The sequence below is a fragment of the Lentzea sp. NPDC036949 genome (genome assembly GCF_055608075.1).
This window is the reverse complement of record NZ_JBVJRA010000004.1, coordinates 512308-530006: the sequence shown is the minus strand read 5'-3', so window position 1 is coordinate 530006 and position 17699 is coordinate 512308. Positions and strand designations below refer to the sequence as shown.

Here is a 17699-nt window from a genome sequence, read left to right as displayed (position 1 = left end):
TCGTACTCTGGGGGTCATGGACTCCCCGGAGGCGGTACGCCGTGCGTGATGTCCTGTTCGAGCTGGCCGACCGGGTCGCGAACGGCGAGACCGTCGGTGTCGGGACGGTGGTCGCGACGTTCAGCTCGGCACCCCGGCCGGCCGGTGCGGCGATGCTCGTGACCGGGGACGGCCAGGCGATCGGCAGCGTGTCCGGCGGGTGCGTCGAAGGGGCCGTCTACGACCTCGCGCAGACGACCGGCGAGCCGGTGCTGCAGCGCTACGGCGTCAGCGACGACGACGCGTTCGCCGTCGGGCTGACGTGCGGCGGGATCATCGACGTCTACGTCGAGAAGATCGACGCGGAGACGTTCCCGCAGCTCGGCGAGGTCGTGGACACCGTTCGCGCCGGGGAACCCGTGGCCGTCGCGACCGTCGTCGAGCACCCGGACCGCATCGGGCAGCGGGTGGTCATCTGGCCCGATCGCCGCTCGGGCACGCTCGGGTCGTCCCGCGCCGACGACGCCGTCACGGACGACGCGCGCGGCATGCTCGCGAGCGGGCGGTCCGGCGTGCTCCGGTACGGCCCGGACGGCCAGCGCCGCGGCGAGGGCATGAGCGTGTTCGTGAACTCGTTCGAGCCGCCGCCGCGGATGCTGGTGTTCGGTGCCATCGACTTCGCCGCCGCCATGGCGAGGCTCGGCGCGTTCCTCGGCTACCGGGTGACCGTGTGCGACGCACGGCCCGTGTTCGCGACCCGCACCCGTTTCCCCGAGGCCGACGAGGTCGTCGTCGCGTGGCCGCACAGGTACCTGCGGGCCGAGGCGCCCAAGCTCGACGAGCGGACGGTGATCGCCGTCCTCACGCACGACCCGAAGTTCGACGTGCCGCTGCTGGAGGTCGCGTTGCGGCTCAAGGTCGGCTACGTCGGCGCGATGGGTTCCCGCCGCACGCACGAAGACCGCCTGCGGCGGTTGCGGGAGGCGGGGCTGACCGAGGGCGAGCTCGGCGCGCTGGCCTCGCCGATCGGCCTGGACCTGGGCGCCAGGACACCGGAGGAGACCGCGGTGTCGATCGCCGCCGAGGTCATCGCCCTGCGGTGGAGGGGAACCGGCCGCCGGCTCGTGGACCTCGGTGCACCGATCCACCACTGAACGGCCCGGTGATCGCCGAGGTCAGCGGCGAACTCGCCGGCCAGTTCGCGGAACACCTGGCGAGCACGGCGGCTTCCGGGGATGCTGACGAGGTGGCGCAACAGCAGCATCTCCGAGTGGTTCCCGACGAGCCGATCGACCTGATCGACACGGCAGGCGTTCCGGCGTTGAAGCGCGTGCTCCCCGTCGCGGCCGGTGTACTGGCCGTCGTGCTGTTACTGGCCCTGCGACGCAGGCGGCAGCGCTGAAGCGTGCTCACCGGTGGCCGGCCCTCGTGCTGGCCGCCGGTGTCGCGCTGTCCGGGTGCACCGGCTCACCGGTCGTGCTCACCTCGGCCCCGGTGCCACCGTCGTCCCCCTCACCGGTCCCGCCGCCGGCCCGCTCGTTCACCCTCACCGCCGGCGGCGACGTGCTGGTCCACCCGGCGCTGACCGACCAGGCGGTCGCCGACGGCGGTGCCGCGGGCCGCGACTTCCTGCCGTTGTTCTCCGGCATCCGCGACACGCTCAAGGCCAACCTGTCGCTGTGCCACCTGGAGGTGCCGCTGGGCAAGAAGGAGGGCCCGTTCTTCGGCTACCCGTCCTTCCTCGCCCCGCCGGAGGTCGCGAAGGGCCTGGTCGACGTGGGCTACGACGCGTGCTCGACCGCCTCGAACCACACCCTCGACCGCGGCGTCTCCGCGATCACGACGACGCTGGACGCGATGGACGCGGTGGGGCTCAAGCACACCGGCTCGTACCGCACGCAGCAGGAGTCGGCCACACCCCTGATCCTCGACGCGAACGGCGTGAAGGTCGCCCAGCTGTCGTTCACCTACGGCTTCAACGGCATCCCGCTGCCCCAGCCGTGGCGCGCGAACCAGATCGACGCCGACAAGATCCTCGCCGACGCGCGCGCCGCCCGCGCCGCCGGAGCCGAGGTCGTCGTGCTGTCCGTGCAGTGGGGAAACGAGTACCAGCACGCCGTCACCGCCGAGCAGAAGGCACTGGCCCGCCGGCTGCTGGCCGACCCGGCACTCGACCTGATCATCGGCACGCACGTGCACGTCGTGCAGCCGTTCGAGAAGATCGGCACCAAGTGGGTCGCCTACGGCCTGGGCAACGAGGTCGCCCGGCACGCGGAACCCCGCGGCGTCACCGAGGAGGGCGTGGTCGCCCGCTTCCGCTTCGAGCAGGGCCCAGCCGGCTGGTCCGTCACCGAGGCCTCCTACACCCCGACCCTGGTGGAGCTCGGCCCGCCGATCCGGCTGGTGGACCTGACGCGGGTGCCCGCGACGGAACGGCGGACGCAGGCGGTCAGCCGCACCGAGGAGGTCGTGTTCAGCCTCGGCGCCAACCAGCACGGGCTGGTCAGAGGGAAGCCCTGACCCGTTCGAACCGCTCGGTCCAGCGCCGGTCCACGACCTCGAACTCGCCGATCCGGTCCGGCACCGGCGCCTTCGCCGGCACGCGCAGGTAGCCGTTCTCCGGCTTCAGCGACTCGCTCGTCACATCGCCCTGGAACAGCTCCACCGTGGCGAGCCCGCACGCGTGGTCGAGCTCGGGCAGTGCCGCGGCCAGCGCGATGCCCGCGGCCATGCCGACCGACGTCTCCAGCGCCGACGACACCACGCACGGCAGCCCGCACGCCTCGGCGATCTCCAGCGCCCTGCGGACGCCGCCGAGCGGCGCCACCTTGATCACCGCGATGTCCGCGGCGCCCGCGACGGCCACCTTGAGCGGGTCTTCGGCTTTGCGGATCGACTCGTCGGCGGCGATCGGGACGGTCGTCCTCCTGCGCACCTCGGCCAGCTCGTCGAGCGTGCGGCACGGCTGCTCCACGTACTGCAGGCCGCCGGCCGCGCGGTCCATCGCCTTGATCGCCCTGACCGCCGTGTCGACGTCCCACAGCATGTTCGCGTCGACCCGGACGTGCCCCTGCGGCCCCAGCGCGTCCCGGACCGCCTCAAGCCGTGCGCAGTCCTCTTCGAGCGTGCTCTCGGCGACCTTCACCTTGGCCGTCGCGCACCCCGACCTCGTCACGATCTCGTGCGCCCGCTCCGGACCGACGACGGGCACGGTGCAGTTGACCGGCACCCTGTCCCTGAGCGGCCGCGGCCACCCCTCGTACGCCGCCTCCAGCGCGCACCGCAGCCACGGCGCCGCCTCCTCGTCGTCGTACTCCTCGAACGGGCAGAACTCACCCCACCCCGCCGGCCCCTCGACCAGCACGCCGGTGCGGGTGGTGATGCCGCGGAACCGGACGTTCATCGGGATCGAATAGACGTGCACCGCCCGATTCAACCGCACCGGCGCCCCTCCAGCGAATGCCCTCCGCCGCGCAGGTGCACCGTCCCCACCGCCTGCACGGCGAGCAACGTGCACACGATCTGCCTGACCGCGTTCCGGCTCAGCAACGACACGTCCGTCGACACCGTGACGTCCAGCCCGCTCTCCACCCGGTCGACCGTCGCGGGCGCCGCGTCGAACGGCACCTCCGTGCTCAGCCCGCGCTGCTGCTCGTCGCCGCTGGGCCCCTGCGCGAGCAACGCCACGACGTCGCGGCCGGTGAGGCTGCCCTGGTCGCGGGCGACGGGCACGACCTGGCCGGCCGCGACCCAGTAGACGAACGGGGAGGGGTTCTCGACGGGACCGCTCGGGGCCTGCAGACCGGGGATGACGCCGGTGGGGCGGATGCCGCAGGAGGCGAGGACCGCGACCGCGAGCACGGCCAGGATCGTCGGCGCGAGCTTGCGCAGGCGTCCCCTCGCAGGGGACCCCCGTTTTCCATTCTTCCAGCCGGCACCGACAGTTTTCGGGCTCACACCGGACTCCCAGCCGGCGGTTCCCCGGCTCACGCCGCACCCCCGGCCCGCAACGGCTCCCCGACCGGCAGCCGCAGCGTGAACACCGCACCCCCACCGGGCCGGTTCGCCGCCGTCAGCGTGCCACCGTGCAACCGCGCGTTCTCCCATGCAATCGCGAGCCCCAGCCCGCTGCCCTCCGACCGCCCCCGAGCCGAGTCGGCTTTGTAGAACCGCGCGAACACGTGCGGCAGCACCTCCTCCGCCAGTCCGGGCCCGGAGTCCGCCACCTCGATCACCAGCCACGACCCGTCGACCGCCAGCCGCACGGTGACGGGCGGGGCGCCGTGCCGCACCGCGTTGCCCACCAGGTTCGCCACGACCACGTCCAGCCGCCGCGGGTCGAGCCGGGCGCGCACCCCGTCGGGCAGGGTGGCGGTCACCTCGAAGCCGCGCAGCCGCAGCGTCGCCCGTACGACCTCGGCCACGTCCACGTCGTCGAGGGCCAGCGCGGCGGTGCCCGAGTCGAAGCGGGTGACCTCGATCAGGTCGTTCACCAGCCGCGTCAGGTTCTGCGTCTCCCGGTTCACCAGGCGCGCCGCCTGCCCGGCCACGCCCGGCAGTGCCGCGGTCTCCGCGTCCAGCACGTCCGTCACCGCCGTCATCGCGGCCAGCGGCGTCCGCAGCTCGTGCGACACGTCGGCCACGAACCGGCGGGCGTCGGCCTCCATCCGCCGCAGCTCGCCGACGTGGTGCTCCAGGGAGGCGGCGGTGCTGTTGAACGTCGAGGCCACGTCCGTCAGCTCGTCCCTGCCGCGGACCGGCACCCGTGCCGACAGGTCGCCCTGGCCGAGCCGGAACGCCGCCATCCGCAGCGCCCGCACCGGCCGCAGCACGCCCTGCGCGGCCAGCAGGCCCAGTGCCAGCGCCAGCACGAGGCCCGCGCCGCCGATCAGCCACGCGTTGCGGGCCAGCTCGTCGATCACCTCGGCCTCGCTGGTGAACGGGCGCAGCGCGTAGACCTCGATGCCGGACTCGCCACCACCGGACACCCGCAGCTGCATCCCGATGACCAGCCACACCCGGCCCGCGTGCGACACGCGCTGCCAGCCGACGTAGCCGAACGACACGTGCCTGCGCAGCTCCGGCGTGATCACCGAGGGGTTCATCGAGCCCGCCGTGACGCCGTGCGCCGTGGCCAGCGCGTCGCCCTCCCGGCCGGACACGCGGGCCGCGATGCGCTCCAGGACCAGCGCGTCCACCGGGCGGGCGGGCAGCGGGTAGAGCTGCTCGACCCGGTTCGTGGTCTCGGTGACGGCCCGGTCCTGCGCGCGTTGCACGATCGCGTCGCGGGCCCGCACGTACCCGGCGCCCGCGACCGCCACTGCGGTGAAGACGCTGATGAACGCGAACGAGAGCAACAACCGCAGGCGCAGCGTCACAGCGGTCCGAACCGGTACCCGAAGCCGCGCACGGTCTGCACGTACACCGGTGCCGCCGGGTCGTCCTCGACCTTCGAGCGCAACCGCTGCACGCACGCGTCGACCAGCCGCGAGTCACCGAGGTAGCCCTGGTCCCACACGCTCTCCAGCAGCTGCTGCCGCGACATCACCCGGCCCGGCGCCGCCGACAGCTCCAGCAGCAGCCGCAGCTCCGTCGGCGCCAGCGCCACGGGCCGGCCGAGCCGGGTGACCACGAGGCCGTCGCGGTCGATCGTCAGGTCGCCGTACCGCTCGGTCTGCACGCTGGGCTGGCTGACCGCGAACCGCCGCAGCACCGCCCTGATCCGCGCCTCCAGCACGCGGGCCTGCGCCGGCTTGGCCACGTAGTCGTCCGCGCCCGCCTCCAGGCCCGCGACCACGTCGATGTCGTCGTTGCGGGCGGTCAGCATGATGATCGGCAGGTCGCCCGCGGCCCGGATGCGGCGGCACACCTCGAACCCGTCCACGCCCGGCAGCATCAGGTCGAGCACGACCACGTCCGGGTTGTCGCCCCTGGCCAGGAGGTCGAGGCCCTCCTCGCCGGTGCGCACCGCCGTCACCGCGTGGCCCTGGTAGGTCAGGGCCAGCGACAGTCCTTCCCGGACCGCCTCGTCGTCCTCGATCAGCAGTACGCGCGGCATGTCCTCCAGCCTTCCGGACGGGTCTCATGAGGACGTCCGTGCGACGTCATCGTTGCGCAACGACCGCACGGGCGCAGCGGGCGCAGTGGGCGCAGTGGGCGCAGTGGGCGCCGATCAGTCCAGTGCGGCGGTGTGGCGCAGCTGTTCGGGGGTCGGGTCGGCCCGCAGCACGGCGAGCGCCGCCGCGAACCGGTCGAAGCGCCGGTCCAGGTCGGCGAGCTCGCGGGTCGGTTCCGCGACCAGCGCGGCCCGGCCCGGCTTCGCGGGTGCCAGTGCGAGCGCGGCGCGGACCGGCACCGAGCGGCGCAGTGCCACCAGCAGCGTCCACAGCCGCCGCTCGACCAGCGCCACCCGCACCGGGTCACCGGTCACGGCGAGGAAGTCGGTGCGGGCGGCGGTGGCGCGGCGGAGCTGTTCGGGGCACGTGAAGTCGGTGGACCGGACGACCTGGGCCTCGGGTGCGGCGGCGGCGAGCGACCGCTCCGACCGGAACCGGCCGCGGGGCGGGGGTGCGGCCGGGTTCCACATCCACCAGGTCGTCATCCGACCAGGTCGTCCGCGTCGACGATCTTGTACGCGTACCCCTGCTCGGCCAGGAACCGCTGCCGGTGCGCCGCGTACTCGGTGTCGAGGGTGTCCCGCGCGACCACCGAGTAGAAGTGCGCCTGCCGTCCGTCGCCCTTGGGCCGCAGCAGCCGGCCGAGGCGCTGGGCCTCCTCCTGGCGCGACCCGAAGGTGCCGCTGACCTGCACCGCCACCGATGCCTCCGGCAGGTCGATGGAGAAGTTGGCGACCTTGGACACGACCAGCGTGCGCAGCTCGCCCCTGCGGAACCGGTCGAACAGCTCCTCGCGCTCCTTGTTCTTCGTCGACCCCTTGATCACCGGCGCGTCGAGCTCCTCGCCCAGCTCGTCGAGCTGGTCCAGGTAGGCGCCGATCACCAGGGCGGGCTCGCCGGGGTGCCGCTCCAGCACCCGCCGGACCACCGGGATCTTCGTCCGCGCCGTCGAGCAGAGCTTGTACCGCTCCTCCGGCTCGGCCGTCGCGTACAGCAGCCGCTCGTTGTCCGTGAGCGTCACCCGCACCTCGGTGCACTCCGCGGGGGCGATCCAGCCCTGCGCCTCGATGTCGCGCCACGGCACGTCGTACCGCTTCGGCCCGATCAGCGAGAAGACGTCGCCCTCCTGCCCGTCCTCCCGGACGAGGGTGGCGGTGAGCCCGAGCCTGCGCCGCGACTGCAGGTCCGCGGTCATCCGGAACACCGGCGCCGGCAGCAGGTGCACCTCGTCGTAGACGATCAGGCCCCAGTCGCGCGAGTCGAACAGCTCCAGGTGCTTGTACTCGCCCTTCGACCTGCGCGTGATCACCTGGTAGGTCGCGATGGTGACCGGCCGGATCTCCTTGCGCTCACCGGAGTACTCGCCGATCTCCTCCTCGGTGAGGCTCGTGCGCGCGATCAGCTCCCGCTTCCACTGCCGCCCCGCCACGGTGTTCGTGACCAGGATCAGCGTGGTGGCCTGCGCCTCGGCCATCGCCGCCGCGCCGACCAGCGTCTTGCCCGCGCCGCACGGCAGCACCACGACCCCGGAGCCACCGGCCCAGAACGCCTGCGCCGCGAGCCGCTGGTAGTCGCGCAGCTTCCACCCGTCCTCGGCGAGCTCGATCGGGTGCGCCTCCCCGTCGACGTAGCCCGCCTGGTCCTCGGCCGGCCAGCCGACCTTGAGCAGCAGCTGCTTGAGCCGGCCGCGCTCGCTGGGGTGCACGATCACGGTGTCGTCGTCGATGCGCGCCCCGAACATCGGCGCGACCTTCTTGTTCCGCAGCACCTCTTCGAGCACCGCGCGGTCGGTGGTGGCGAGCACCAGGCCGTGCGCCGGGCTGTTGCTCAGCACGAGCCGCCCGAAGCGCCCCATCGTGTCCACCACGTCCACCAGCAGCGGCTGCGGCACCGGGTACCGGCTGAACCGCACGAGCGCGTCCACCACCTGCTCCGCGTCGTGCCCGGCCGCGCGGGCGTTCCACAACGCCAGCGGCGTCACGCGGTACGTGTGCACGTGCTCCGGCGCCCGCTCCAGCTCGGCGAACGGCGCGATGGCCGTTCGCGCCTCATCGGCCAGCGGGTGGTCTACCTCAAGCAGCAGCGTCTTGTCCGACTGCACGATCAGGGGGCCATCGGTCACCTGCCCAGTCTCCCTGACGGTGCCAAATGCGCTGCTGTCGCCATCACGGCGGACGCGGGAGCGGGCAACTGTGAGCCGACACACCGAGCCAACACCCCGTGTCGTACGTTCTCGCGCATGAGCACCGAGTCGACTGATCCCGTCGAGCCCACCGCGCAGCCACCCGCGGCCGAGGCGGAGTCCGACGAGTCGCCCAAGGGCAAGAACAGCTGGCTGAAGTTCGTCATCGTCGGCGTGCTGGCGGTGGTGCTGGTCGGCGGTGGCGTGTTCGTGTTCACGCAGATGGGCGGCCTGAACGCAGGCGACTGCGTGAGCGCGTCGCCGCAGGACGTGGACAAGCCGGACGGCGAGTGGAACGTCAGCTCGCAGGGCTGCGGCGACCAGGAGGCCACGCACAAGGTGGCGAAGGTGCTGGGCAACGCGGACGACCCGTGCCCGGACGAGGGCATCTACGAGCCGGTCAAGTCGGGCGGGGACTCGCTGTGCCTCATGCCGAACCTGGCCGAGGGCAACTGCTACACCTCCAGCGACGACGGCGCCTTCAAGAAGGAGGCGTGCACCGTCGAGTCGCCGGTGAAGATCGTGAAGAAGGTCGACGGGCTGCCCGAGGAGGGCACGGTGTGCCCGGAGGGCTCCAGCGAGCTGCGGTTCAGCGAGCCCGCGTCGGTCTACTGCATGGGTGTGCACGAGAACGCCTGATCCGGTGATCAGCCGGCTCGGACGGCTGCCGATACCCAGGCCATGAAGAAGGTCGGCCTGGGTGTCGCTGCCGTCGTCCTGCTCGCGTTCGGCGGCCTGCTGGTCGTCGACCAGCTCCAGTCCGGCCCGAGCGCGCACGTCGGCGACTGCGCGCGGATCTCCGGTGGTCAGGACGACCCGGTCTACCAGGCGCTGGCGTGCGACGAGGGCGGCGCGACCGTCAAGATCGCCAAGATCCTGCCGCGCGACGACGACAGCTGCCCGTCCGGCGGCATGGACTACTCGACGTTCACGGGCGAGTCGACCTTCTGCCTGATGCCCAACTTCCACGAGGGCGCCTGCTACGGGCAGGACCGCGAGACCGGCATCGCCCAGGTCGACTGCGCCACCAGGGACTCGGTCCGGGTCGTCAAGGTGCTCACCGGCAGGACCGACCGCTCTGCCTGCGGGGATGCGCGCGCGGCGGTGTTCCCGGAGCCCGCCACGACGTTCTGCCTCGAACGCGGCGACAAGCAGCCGTAACGTTTTCGCAAAGCGCCAGCGGTGTCCGCTTCCGCCTGGCAGCCTCTGCTCCGGCCTTGTCGGGGGGCACGGGCCGCCCGAGGTTGAGCGGAAGCGAGAGAACAGCACATGAGCACGGAGCAGGTTGCGCCCATCGCAGGGCCGCAGCCCGAGGCGAAGAAGCCGAGCGTTCTGAAGAAGATCCTCGGTTACGTCGTCGGTCTGGTCGTCGCGGCCGTCGCGATCTACGCGTTCAACTACTTCACGAACGACGACGCGCAGGCGAAGGTGGGGGACTGCGCCCACATCACCGGCACGACGAACAACCCGGACTACAAGGCGGTCGACTGCGCGTCCGCCGAGTCCAACTACGTCGTCGGCCAGGTGTCCGGGGTCTGCAAGGGCGACTACGTCGAGTACAGCCACTCGCAGCGCCGCGGCCCCAAGACCAAGCTGTGCCTGGCGCCGGTGCTCGTCGAGGGCACCTGCTACGCCGACGACGGCGACAACGTGAACCCCAAGGTCGTCGGGTGCGCGGAGACCGCCACGTTCAAGGTCACCAAGGCGGTCAAGGACGCCGCCGCACCGGAGTGCGCGGAGGGGGAGAAGGCCTACGCCTTCCCCGAGGCCAAGCTGAACTACTGCATCGGCACGCCCGCGTAGCAGCAGGCCGGACCACGGGGAGACCGGAGTCGCGACCGCGCGGCTCCGGTTTCCCTTTTGCGCGCCCCCGTCGGAGAGGAACCCAGTGACGACGCCCCACCACCCGCAGCAGCCGGGCCCGTACGGCCCGCCTCCCGGCGGCCAGCCCCCGCAGCCCTACGGCCAGCAGCCGTACGGGCAGCAGCAGCCCCATGGTCAGCAGCCCTACGGTCAGCAGCCCTACGGCCAGCCCGTCCACGGTCAGCAGCCGCCGCCGGGCTACGGAGCCGGCCCCTACGCGCAGCCCGGTCCGTACGGCCCGCCGCCCGGTCAGATGCCGCCCGGCATGCCCGGCCAGCCGATGCCGTACGCCCCGCCGCCCAAGCCCGGCGGTGCCGCGGGCAAGGTCATCGGCGCCGTGTTCGTGGTGCTCGTGCTGGTCGGCGGGTTCATGGTGCTGCGCGGCGTGTTCGGCAGCAGCGAGCCGTCGGCCAAGCCGGGCGACTGCGCGAACATGACCGGCACGACCATCAGCCCGAACTACAAGAAGGTCGACTGCGGGTCGCCCGAGGCGAACTACATCATCGCCAAGGCCTCGAAGGACACCTCCGACGCGTGCCCGAGCAAGGAGTACGCGTCCTACCACCAGTCCGGCCGGCGCAAGGAGACGCTGAAGCTGTGCCTGGTGGAGAAGCTCGAAGAGGGCCGGTGCTACGAGGACCCGATGGCGGGCATCAGCCTCGCGGGTCCGAAGGCGATCGACTGCTCCAAGGGGCAGAACAGGTACTCGACCCAGAAGTCCTACAAGGTCGACAAGGTGGTCAGGCAGGCCTCCGCGGACTGCGGCGAGAGCACGCCCGTGTCCTACGCCGAGCCGGCGCCGGGCCTGACCTACTGCCTGAGCGCACTCGCGGAGAAGTGACCGAACGACGGAGGGCGGGTCACCGGGGGTGACCCGCCCTCCGCCGCTGGGAGAAGCGCTAGTTGATCGTGCCCGGTGGCAGCAGCTGCTGCACGTCCAGACGACCGGACAGCACGTCCTCGGTGTCCATCATGTCCGCCACCCGCTGGAGCCGGACGGGGTTCAGCGACAGCGGGAACGTGCCCACCGACACGAGCGCCGCGGTCGGCGCGTCCACGTCGGCGTAGGTGGTCAGCGAGTCCTGCACGGCCAGCTTGTTGGCCTGCGCGCGCTGCTGCGCCTCGCGGAGCACCTCGCGGAACGCCTTGAGCGTCTTCGGGTTCGCCTCGGCGAACTTCTTGGTGGACGCGTACCCGGACATCGGGAAGTCCAGTGTCGGGCCGCGCGCGGTGTCGGTGAGGATCTTCGCGCCGATGTTGCGCTGCGCCTTCGTGATGAACGGCTCGATCATGAACGCCGCGTCGACCTTGCCCGACTTCAGCGCCTCCTCCATCGCGCCGAAGGGCATCGGGCGGAACTGGATCTTGCCCCGCTCGACCGCGGCGGTGCCGAGCACGGCCTTCGTGGTCAGCGAGCCGATGTCGGTCTCGCTGTTCACCGCGATGATCGGCGACGGCCGCTTGCCGGGGTCGTCGTAGTCCGAGTTGGCGGGCGTGACCAGCGCCATCGAGTTCGGGCCCGCCTGGTAGGCCTCGCCCTGCAGCTGCAGCTCGCGGTTCTTCTCCGTGGTCGAGGCGACGGCCGAGAAGAAGCTGACGTGCGTCGCCCACGTGAGGTCGAGCGTCGTGTCGAGCTGGCCGATGGCCTCGGACTCGTTGGTCTGCGGGACCAGCGTGACCTGCAGGCCGTACTTCTCGAACAGCTTGTCGGTCAGCGCGATCCGCAGCGGGGCCACGTCGACCACCTGCGCGACGCCGATGCGCAGCGCGGTGCGTTCCAGGTCCGCGCCACTGCCGCTCGACGAACTTCCGAAGAGGCTGCAGCTCGCGGTCAGAACGCATGTCATGAGCACTGCGACAAGCCGCAGAGCGTTGGCTCGGGTAGCCATGGCACCTCTCGCCGGTTGGCCTTGAGTAGCATCAAGTTGATCAGTGAGTGTCGCCACAGGCCGGCCGTCCGCAGTCCCAACAGGGCGTTCGGACGGTCATGAGGCATGCCGACAACCGGGGATGTTAACCACCTGAACGTATGAAACGACACCCCGTCTCGACACGGTGAGTGCTTCTGGAGACTTCCCCCGAGCGGGGGCTGACCATTACGCTCCCGGCCGGGTGGCACAGGTCGTGTAGACCGGGGTGTCTGTGGACGGGGTAGGGCGCCTCAGCGGGCGAACGACCTCTGTGCTGCAATTCCGCCCGTTTGACGAGTCCATGCTCGGTCCTGGGGAGAGACCGGGACACTGCTGCTGGAAGAGGAAGCCCAGAGTGGCCCGACGTGAGAGAGGTCCCAGCCAGTTTGGCGTGGGTGACACCACACGCTCCGAAAGGCCCGAATCGGGTGACGGACTGGCTGCACAGGGTGACGGCCTGCTGACTGCGACACCCGCCGTGGTGAAGCGGGACGTCGGAACCGGCCCCGGACCTGCCCGATCCGCGGGCTGGCGCCTGCGCAACTGGCGGCTGCGCACGAAGCTGCTCGCCGTCCTGCTCATCCCGACGATCTGTGCACTCGCCCTGGGTGGCTTGCGCGTCCGCACAGACCTCCAGGACGCGACGGAGTTCAACAACCTCGCGAACCAGATCCGCCTCGAGACGGCGGTCGCCGACCTGGTGCAGCAGCTCCAGCGCGAGCGCGACCTCTCAGTCAGCTACGTCGCCTCGAACAGGAAGCTCGACCGGGTCGTCCTGGACCGCCAGCTCCGCAGGGTGAACGACACCAGCCAGACGTTCAACAACCGGATCTCGGAGCTCGGCTCCGACATGAACCCGGCCGCCGTCGAGCGCTTCCAGGTCGCCTTCAAGCAGCTCGACCGCCTCAACAGCCTCCGCAACTCGGTGCGGGAGACGCTCTACCCCGCCGAAGCCGTCCAGCGGACGTACTCGGAGTCCATCGAGACGCTGATCAGCCTCGGTGAGCAGACGATCTCCGAGATCAACGACCCCGAGCTGGTGCGCCTGCACCTGACGACGAACGCCATCGCGCGCATCAAGGAGCAGGAGTCGCTCAAGCGGGCCATCCTCCTCGACGTCTTCCAGCGCAAGGCGTTCACGCCGTCCCAGCTGCGCTCCCTGCAGGCCGCGGACGCCGAGCTCGAAGCCGCCCGAAACGACTTCCGCAAGGCGGCGACGCCGGAGCAGGCCAAGATCTACGACGACACCGTCACCGGCCTGATCGTCGACACCGCGAACGACATGCAGGAATCGGCCATCAACCAGCAGGCCGGCACCAAGGACTTCACGACGCTGACGTCGGAGAAGTGGGACATCGCCGCCACGCTGACGGTCAACCTGACCCGCGACGTCGAGAACCTGCTCCTCGAACAGCTGCAGGACCGGACCGACGAGCTCACGGGCGCCGCACGCACCCGTGCCTACGTCGAGTCCGGCGTCGTGCTGGCGGTCCTCGCGCTCGCACTGCTGATGGCGCTGTTCGTCGCCCGCTCGATCCTCAGCCCGCTGCGCACGCTGCGCCGCACCGCCCTCGACGTCGCCGACCACGGGCTCCCCGACGCGGTCGAGCGCATCCTCGCCGACCCGAACCCGGAGAACGCGGCGAAGACCGCCGTCGAGCCGGTGCCGGTGCACACCCGTGAAGAGGTCGGCCAGGTGGCGCGCGCGTTCGACGCGGTGCACGGTGAAGCGGTGCGGCTGGCCGCCCAGCAGGCCCTCCTGCGCGACAACGTCAACGCGATGTTCGTCAACCTCTCCCGCCGCTCTCAGGCCCTGGTCGAGCGCCAGCTGAACCTGATCGACCGGCTGGAGCAGGACGAGCAGGACCCCGACCAGCTGGCCTCGCTGTTCGAGCTCGACCACCTCGCCACCCGCATGCGGCGCAACTCGGAGAACCTGCTGGTCCTCTCGGGCACCGACCTCTCGCGGCGGCTCACCCGCCCGGTCCCCGCGGCCGAGGTGCTCGGTGCGGCGGTCTCCGAGGTCGAGCAGTACGCCCGCGTGCAGGTCGGCCAGACCCCGGACCTCACGGTCCAGGGCCGCGCGGTCAACGACCTCGTGCACCTCATCGCCGAGCTGCTGGACAACGCCACGGCGTTCTCCGACCCGGTCACCAAGGTCACCGTCCGCACGGCGAAGACCCGCAAGGGCGAGCTGGCGATCGAGATCCAGGACCGCGGCGTCGGCATGGGCGACCAGGAGATCATCGACGCGAACGAGCGCCTGGCGGACCCGCCGGACGTCGACGTCGCCGTCTCCCGCCGGATGGGCCTGTACGTGGTCGCGCGGCTCGCCAAGCGCCACGACATCAAGGTCCGCCTGCGCGGCAACGAGGACATCGAGGGCGGCACGACCGCGCTCGTGATCGTGCCGGAGACGCTCATCGCGACGCCGGGCCAGCCGATGCCCGCCGCCCCGCCGTCGGGCTCCGGTGGCCTCGCCTCCGCGTTCGGCATGCAGCCGCAGGCGGAGCTCACCACCGAGTTCGGCGGCACGGCCCACACCGGGCCGACCGACTTCGGCCACACCCCGCCCCCCGCCTCGACGACCACGGCCAGCAGGGCCAGCGGCATCGCGGGTGCGTTCGGCGGTGCCACCGGTGCCGTGCCGCGCATCGATGACTCGAGCCCGAGCATCCCGGTCAGCTTCGTGCCCAGCTCGCTCACCGACACCGGTGCGGGCGCCACGGCGGTGCCGGTCTACCAGGACCCGCCCCCCGCGGAGGACGTCACGCCGTCGGAGCGCTGGCGCCGCGACCAGCTCGCCGCGGTGGAGCCGGAGGGCTCGTTCGGCGAGCCGACGCTCTTCACGGCCTACGAGGACCGCGACGAGGAAGACGGCGAGATCTCCTTCGAGCCGGGCTACGAGACGACGCAGTTCGTCCCGATCCCGCCGGTGGACGAGCCGCCGTCGACCAACGGCGTCTCCCGCGCCCCCGTCGAGCCCGAGCTCGCGCACCGCAACGGCACCTCGGAGCCGTCGCGCAGGGCGATCGAGCACGACCTGGACGCCCCGACCGAGCGGCTGCCGATCTACGAGGCGGTCCTCTCACAGTGGTTCCAGGCCATCGGCAGCGAGACGTCGGCGTCCACCGCCCAGCCGGTTCCGCCCGCGGCGGCCGGCGGGCCCGCGGCACCCGCGGGCAAGGTCGAGGCGAAGCTCAACGGCTCCAGCGCCGGCGGCGTCGAGTACATCGACGAGCCGCCGACGACCCCGCCTCTCTCGGACGGACCGGAACCGGAGCTCCCGACCCGTACCCGCAAGCCCGTCCCGGCGGTGGCACCCACCACCACGTCGGCAGCCGGTCTGCCCGTGCGCAAACCGCGCGCGAAGGTGCAGCCGCCGGTCGAGGAAGCAGTAGTCGCCCCCGCCGAGCAGGAGCGAGTTGTGGAACCGGAGCCCGTTGTGGAGGAGACTCCAGCGGCGGTACCCACTTCCGAGTCGGCTTGGCAGTCGCCTGCCGACGAGGGATGGCAGGCGGCTCAGGCGTTGTTGAACAAGACGCCGGAGTCGAAGACAGCGGCAGGATTGCCGAAACGGACACCGAAGGCTCAGCTCGTGCCAGGATCTGCGGCACCCACGCCGCAGGCCGTGTCACAGACAGCGCAGCGCCCGCCGCTGCCGCCCCGTTCCGCCGATGCGGTGCGCGGGCGCATGTCGAGCCTGCAAAGTGGTGTCCGGCGAGGCCGGCACGCATTGATCGAGGCATACGCTGGTGACCAGTCGAGCCGGCAGAACGAGGAGCAGGAGTGACGACCGCAGCGCAGCCAGGCAGCTTTGGTTGGCTTATCACCGACTTCGTGCGGAGGGTGCCCGGCGTGGCACATTCCGTCGTGGTGTCCGCGGACGGGCTGTTGCTCGCGGGGTCCCAGGGGCTGCCCCGGGACCGTGCAGAGCAGCTCTCCGCCGTCGCGTCCGGGCTGGTCAGCCTCACACAGGGTGCTGCCCGCTGCTTCGAGGCAGGCGGGGTCAACCAGACCGTCGTCGAGATGGAGCGGGGGTACCTGTTCCTCATGTCGATCAGTGACGGCTCGTGCCTTGCCGTCCTGGCGGCACCCAACTGCGACATCGGCCTCGTGGCCTACGAGATGACGCTTTTGGTCGAGAGAGTCGGTCAACAACTCACCCCGGAGCTGCGCGCGCAGCTCCAGGGTGTGGTCCGCCGCTAGACCTCACTGGTAGTACAGGGGTGAGATGAGATGGCTCGGAGACCTGGCGCCGGTGGTCGCCGCTTGGGTAGGAACTTCAACTACCAGGAGTGGGCGGCTGGTGGCTTTCAGTTCGAGGAGCCCGACGCGCCTCCCCCAGACTCAGAGGAAGCCGAGGACGCACCCCACGATGAGCGGGTTACAGGGCAAGGGCTAGGCGATATGTCTCAGCGTGAGGTGGATGACTCGTCGTCGTACCCGTACGACGACGTGCCGAACCGGTTCGACATAGACGGCGGGTACGGCACCGGGTTGTTCGGTGGCCCCGGCGCGGACCTGTTCGGCCAGCACGAGATGCCGGAAGCGGTGCCCGAACAGCTGCCGTACACCACCGGGCCGCAGCCGGTGTACAGCACCGGCGCACAACCGGCGTACAGCACCGGTGCACAGCCCGCTGTGCGGCCGGAGGAGAATGCGTCTGCGGACTCGGGTTCACTGGTGCGGCCTTACACGCGCACCGGTGGACGCACACGACCCGACTACGACCTCGCGATCGAGGCGCTGATCTCGACCAGCGAGCGTGGCCTCGAACGGGATGCCGCAGTACTTCCCGAGCACAGGTCGATCTGCGGGCTGTGTGTGGACACGCGGTCGGTGGCCGAGGTCGCGGCACTCCTACGCTTGCCTCTTGGCGTCGTGCGGGTGTTGATCGGCGACATGGCAAGCATGGGATTGGTTTTGATTCACCAGGGCGGTCTGGTCGTGGGGGACCGGCCTTCCATGGAATTCCTGGAGAGGGTGCTCAGTGGGCTTCGCAGGCTCTAGTCCCCAGGGCGCCGAGGGCGCACGGAAGCCGACTACGTCCGCCAAGATCGTCGTGGCGGGTGGCTTCGGTGTTGGCAAGACGACGTTCGTCGGCTCGGTGTCCGAGATCGTCCCGTTGACCACCGAGGCGGTGATGACCGAGGCCAGCGCGGGGGTGGACGACCTCTCCGCCACGCCGAACAAGGTCACCACGACGGTCGCGATGGACTTCGGCCGCGTGTCGCTCGACAGCGACCTGATCCTGTACCTCTTCGGTACACCGGGTCAGCACCGGTTCTGGTTCATGTGGGACGACCTGGTGCGGGGTGCCATCGGCGCCATCGTGCTGGTCGACACCCGCAGGCTCGCGGACGCGTTCGCCTCGATCGACTTCTTCGACGACCGGCAGCTGCCGTACGTCGTGGGCGTCAACTGCTTCGACGGCCTCCTGCACCACAGGCTGGAGGACGTGCGCGAGGCGTTGACGATCGACGAGTCGGTGCCGATCGTGACGTGCGACGCGCGGAACCGGCAGTCGACCAAGCAGACGCTCATCACGCTGGTGGAGCACGCGATGCGCCAGTGGATGTCCGTCCGCGCCGGCTGATCCCCGCAGCCTGAACGACTCGAACGAGGCGGGCCCCACCTCCGGGTGCG

18 protein-coding genes are annotated in these 17699 nt (G+C 71.1%); 11 read left to right on the top strand and 7 right to left on the bottom strand.

The features are described 5' to 3' along the window. Positions 1 to 41: 41 nt before the first annotated feature. The 3 genes from ACZ7CD_RS15030 to ACZ7CD_RS15020 are packed head-to-tail and all read left to right on the top strand — an operon-like array spanning position 42 to position 2499. Positions 42 to 1133, top strand: a complete 1092-nt coding sequence (locus ACZ7CD_RS15030) for an XdhC family protein (protein WP_470379083.1) — start codon at positions 42 to 44, stop codon at positions 1131 to 1133. An 8-nt stretch (positions 1134 to 1141) separates the two neighbouring features. Continuing rightward, positions 1142 to 1381, top strand: coding sequence for a hypothetical protein (locus ACZ7CD_RS15025; RefSeq protein WP_458429564.1), 240 nt, complete (start codon positions 1142 to 1144; stop codon positions 1379 to 1381). 26 nt (positions 1382 to 1407) lie between these two features. Next, the gene (locus ACZ7CD_RS15020) at positions 1408 to 2499 is read left to right on the top strand and encodes a CapA family protein (RefSeq protein WP_470379082.1); all 1092 of its coding nucleotides are present in this window, start codon (positions 1408 to 1410) and stop codon (positions 2497 to 2499) included. Here the strand turns inward: ACZ7CD_RS15020 and ACZ7CD_RS15015 are convergent. The 6 genes from ACZ7CD_RS15015 to ACZ7CD_RS14990 form a co-directional block, all read right to left on the bottom strand. Next, positions 2483 to 3403, bottom strand: coding sequence for an o-succinylbenzoate synthase (locus tag ACZ7CD_RS15015; RefSeq protein WP_470374259.1), 921 nt, complete (start codon positions 3401 to 3403; stop codon positions 2483 to 2485). The genes ACZ7CD_RS15020 and ACZ7CD_RS15015 overlap by 17 nt on opposite strands. An 8-nt stretch (positions 3404 to 3411) precedes the next feature. After that, positions 3412 to 3936 carry a GerMN domain-containing protein gene (locus tag ACZ7CD_RS15010; RefSeq protein WP_470369557.1) on the bottom strand — a complete coding sequence of 175 codons (525 nt, stop codon included), beginning with the start codon at positions 3934 to 3936 and terminating at the stop codon, positions 3412 to 3414. 29 nt (positions 3937 to 3965) lie between these two features. Further along, positions 3966 to 5357: an ATP-binding protein gene (locus ACZ7CD_RS15005; RefSeq protein WP_470379081.1), complete on the bottom strand. Its 1392-nt coding sequence runs from the start codon at positions 5355 to 5357 to the stop codon at positions 3966 to 3968. Continuing rightward, positions 5354 to 6037 (bottom strand): response regulator transcription factor, encoded by a 684-nt coding sequence (locus tag ACZ7CD_RS15000; protein ID WP_360385488.1) that lies wholly within the window; start codon positions 6035 to 6037, stop codon positions 5354 to 5356. The genes ACZ7CD_RS15005 and ACZ7CD_RS15000 overlap by 4 nt, the downstream gene beginning before the upstream one ends. 114 nt (positions 6038 to 6151) lie before the next feature. After that, entirely contained in the window at positions 6152 to 6580 is a 429-nt protein-coding gene (locus ACZ7CD_RS14995) for a hypothetical protein (protein WP_360385490.1), read from the bottom strand. Then, positions 6577 to 8217, bottom strand: coding sequence for a DNA repair helicase XPB (locus tag ACZ7CD_RS14990; RefSeq protein WP_360385492.1), 1641 nt, complete (start codon positions 8215 to 8217; stop codon positions 6577 to 6579). Before ACZ7CD_RS14990 ends, ACZ7CD_RS14995 begins: the two co-directional genes overlap by 4 nt. Positions 8218 to 8334: 117 nt before the next feature. Here ACZ7CD_RS14990 and ACZ7CD_RS14985 point away from each other — a divergent pair, with 117 nt between their 5' ends. The 4 genes from ACZ7CD_RS14985 to ACZ7CD_RS14970 all read left to right on the top strand — a co-directional run bounded on the left by ACZ7CD_RS14985 (position 8335) and on the right by ACZ7CD_RS14970 (position 10981). Next, complete coding sequence (locus tag ACZ7CD_RS14985; RefSeq protein ID WP_458429561.1) at positions 8335 to 8916, top strand: LppU/SCO3897 family protein; 582 nt, start codon at positions 8335 to 8337, stop codon at positions 8914 to 8916. Between the two features lie 42 nt (positions 8917 to 8958). After that, positions 8959 to 9438 carry an LppU/SCO3897 family protein gene (locus ACZ7CD_RS14980; protein ID WP_360385496.1) on the top strand — a complete coding sequence of 160 codons (480 nt, stop codon included), beginning with the start codon at positions 8959 to 8961 and terminating at the stop codon, positions 9436 to 9438. Between the two features lie 108 nt (positions 9439 to 9546). Continuing rightward, positions 9547 to 10080, top strand: a complete 534-nt coding sequence (locus tag ACZ7CD_RS14975) for an LppU/SCO3897 family protein (protein WP_360385498.1) — start codon at positions 9547 to 9549, stop codon at positions 10078 to 10080. An 85-nt stretch (positions 10081 to 10165) separates the two neighbouring features. Then, a complete protein-coding gene (locus tag ACZ7CD_RS14970) occupies positions 10166 to 10981 on the top strand; it encodes an LppU/SCO3897 family protein (protein WP_470379080.1) in 816 nt (271 codons plus the stop codon). Positions 10982 to 11039: 58 nt separating this feature from the next. On the opposite strand, the gene ACZ7CD_RS14965 is transcribed toward ACZ7CD_RS14970, so the two are convergent. Continuing rightward, a complete protein-coding gene (locus tag ACZ7CD_RS14965) occupies positions 11040 to 11987 on the bottom strand; it encodes an ABC transporter substrate-binding protein (RefSeq protein WP_360385502.1) in 948 nt (315 codons plus the stop codon). 544 nt (positions 11988 to 12531) lie between these two features. Between ACZ7CD_RS14965 and ACZ7CD_RS14960 the strand changes: the two genes are divergently transcribed. The 4 genes from ACZ7CD_RS14960 to ACZ7CD_RS14945 all read left to right on the top strand — a co-directional run bounded on the left by ACZ7CD_RS14960 (position 12532) and on the right by ACZ7CD_RS14945 (position 17649). Further along, the gene (locus ACZ7CD_RS14960) at positions 12532 to 15843 is read left to right on the top strand and encodes a sensor histidine kinase (RefSeq protein ID WP_470379079.1); all 3312 of its coding nucleotides are present in this window, start codon (positions 12532 to 12534) and stop codon (positions 15841 to 15843) included. Then, positions 15840 to 16259, top strand: coding sequence for a roadblock/LC7 domain-containing protein (locus ACZ7CD_RS14955; protein ID WP_030470879.1), 420 nt, complete (start codon positions 15840 to 15842; stop codon positions 16257 to 16259). The genes ACZ7CD_RS14960 and ACZ7CD_RS14955 overlap by 4 nt, the downstream gene beginning before the upstream one ends. Positions 16260 to 16475: 216 nt before the next feature. After that, positions 16476 to 17063 carry a DUF742 domain-containing protein gene (locus ACZ7CD_RS14950; protein WP_470379078.1) on the top strand — a complete coding sequence of 196 codons (588 nt, stop codon included), beginning with the start codon at positions 16476 to 16478 and terminating at the stop codon, positions 17061 to 17063. Continuing rightward, positions 17044 to 17649: a GTP-binding protein gene (locus tag ACZ7CD_RS14945; RefSeq protein ID WP_030470877.1), complete on the top strand. Its 606-nt coding sequence runs from the start codon at positions 17044 to 17046 to the stop codon at positions 17647 to 17649. Before ACZ7CD_RS14950 ends, ACZ7CD_RS14945 begins: the two co-directional genes overlap by 20 nt. The last annotated feature ends 50 nt before the right edge of the window (positions 17650 to 17699 follow it).

Coding starts and splice junctions, on each gene's coding strand:
- ACZ7CD_RS15000 (WP_360385488.1), bottom strand. CDS start 6,037: ATGCCGCGCGTACTGCTGATCGAGGACGACGAGGCGGTCCGGGAAGGA.
- ACZ7CD_RS14995 (WP_360385490.1), bottom strand. CDS start 6,580: ATGACGACCTGGTGGATGTGGAACCCGGCCGCACCCCCGCCCCGCGGC.
- ACZ7CD_RS14985 (WP_458429561.1), top strand. CDS start 8,335: ATGAGCACCGAGTCGACTGATCCCGTCGAGCCCACCGCGCAGCCACCC.
- ACZ7CD_RS14980 (WP_360385496.1), top strand. CDS start 8,959: ATGAAGAAGGTCGGCCTGGGTGTCGCTGCCGTCGTCCTGCTCGCGTTC.
- ACZ7CD_RS14975 (WP_360385498.1), top strand. CDS start 9,547: ATGAGCACGGAGCAGGTTGCGCCCATCGCAGGGCCGCAGCCCGAGGCG.
- ACZ7CD_RS14965 (WP_360385502.1), bottom strand. CDS start 11,987: ATGACATGCGTTCTGACCGCGAGCTGCAGCCTCTTCGGAAGTTCGTCG.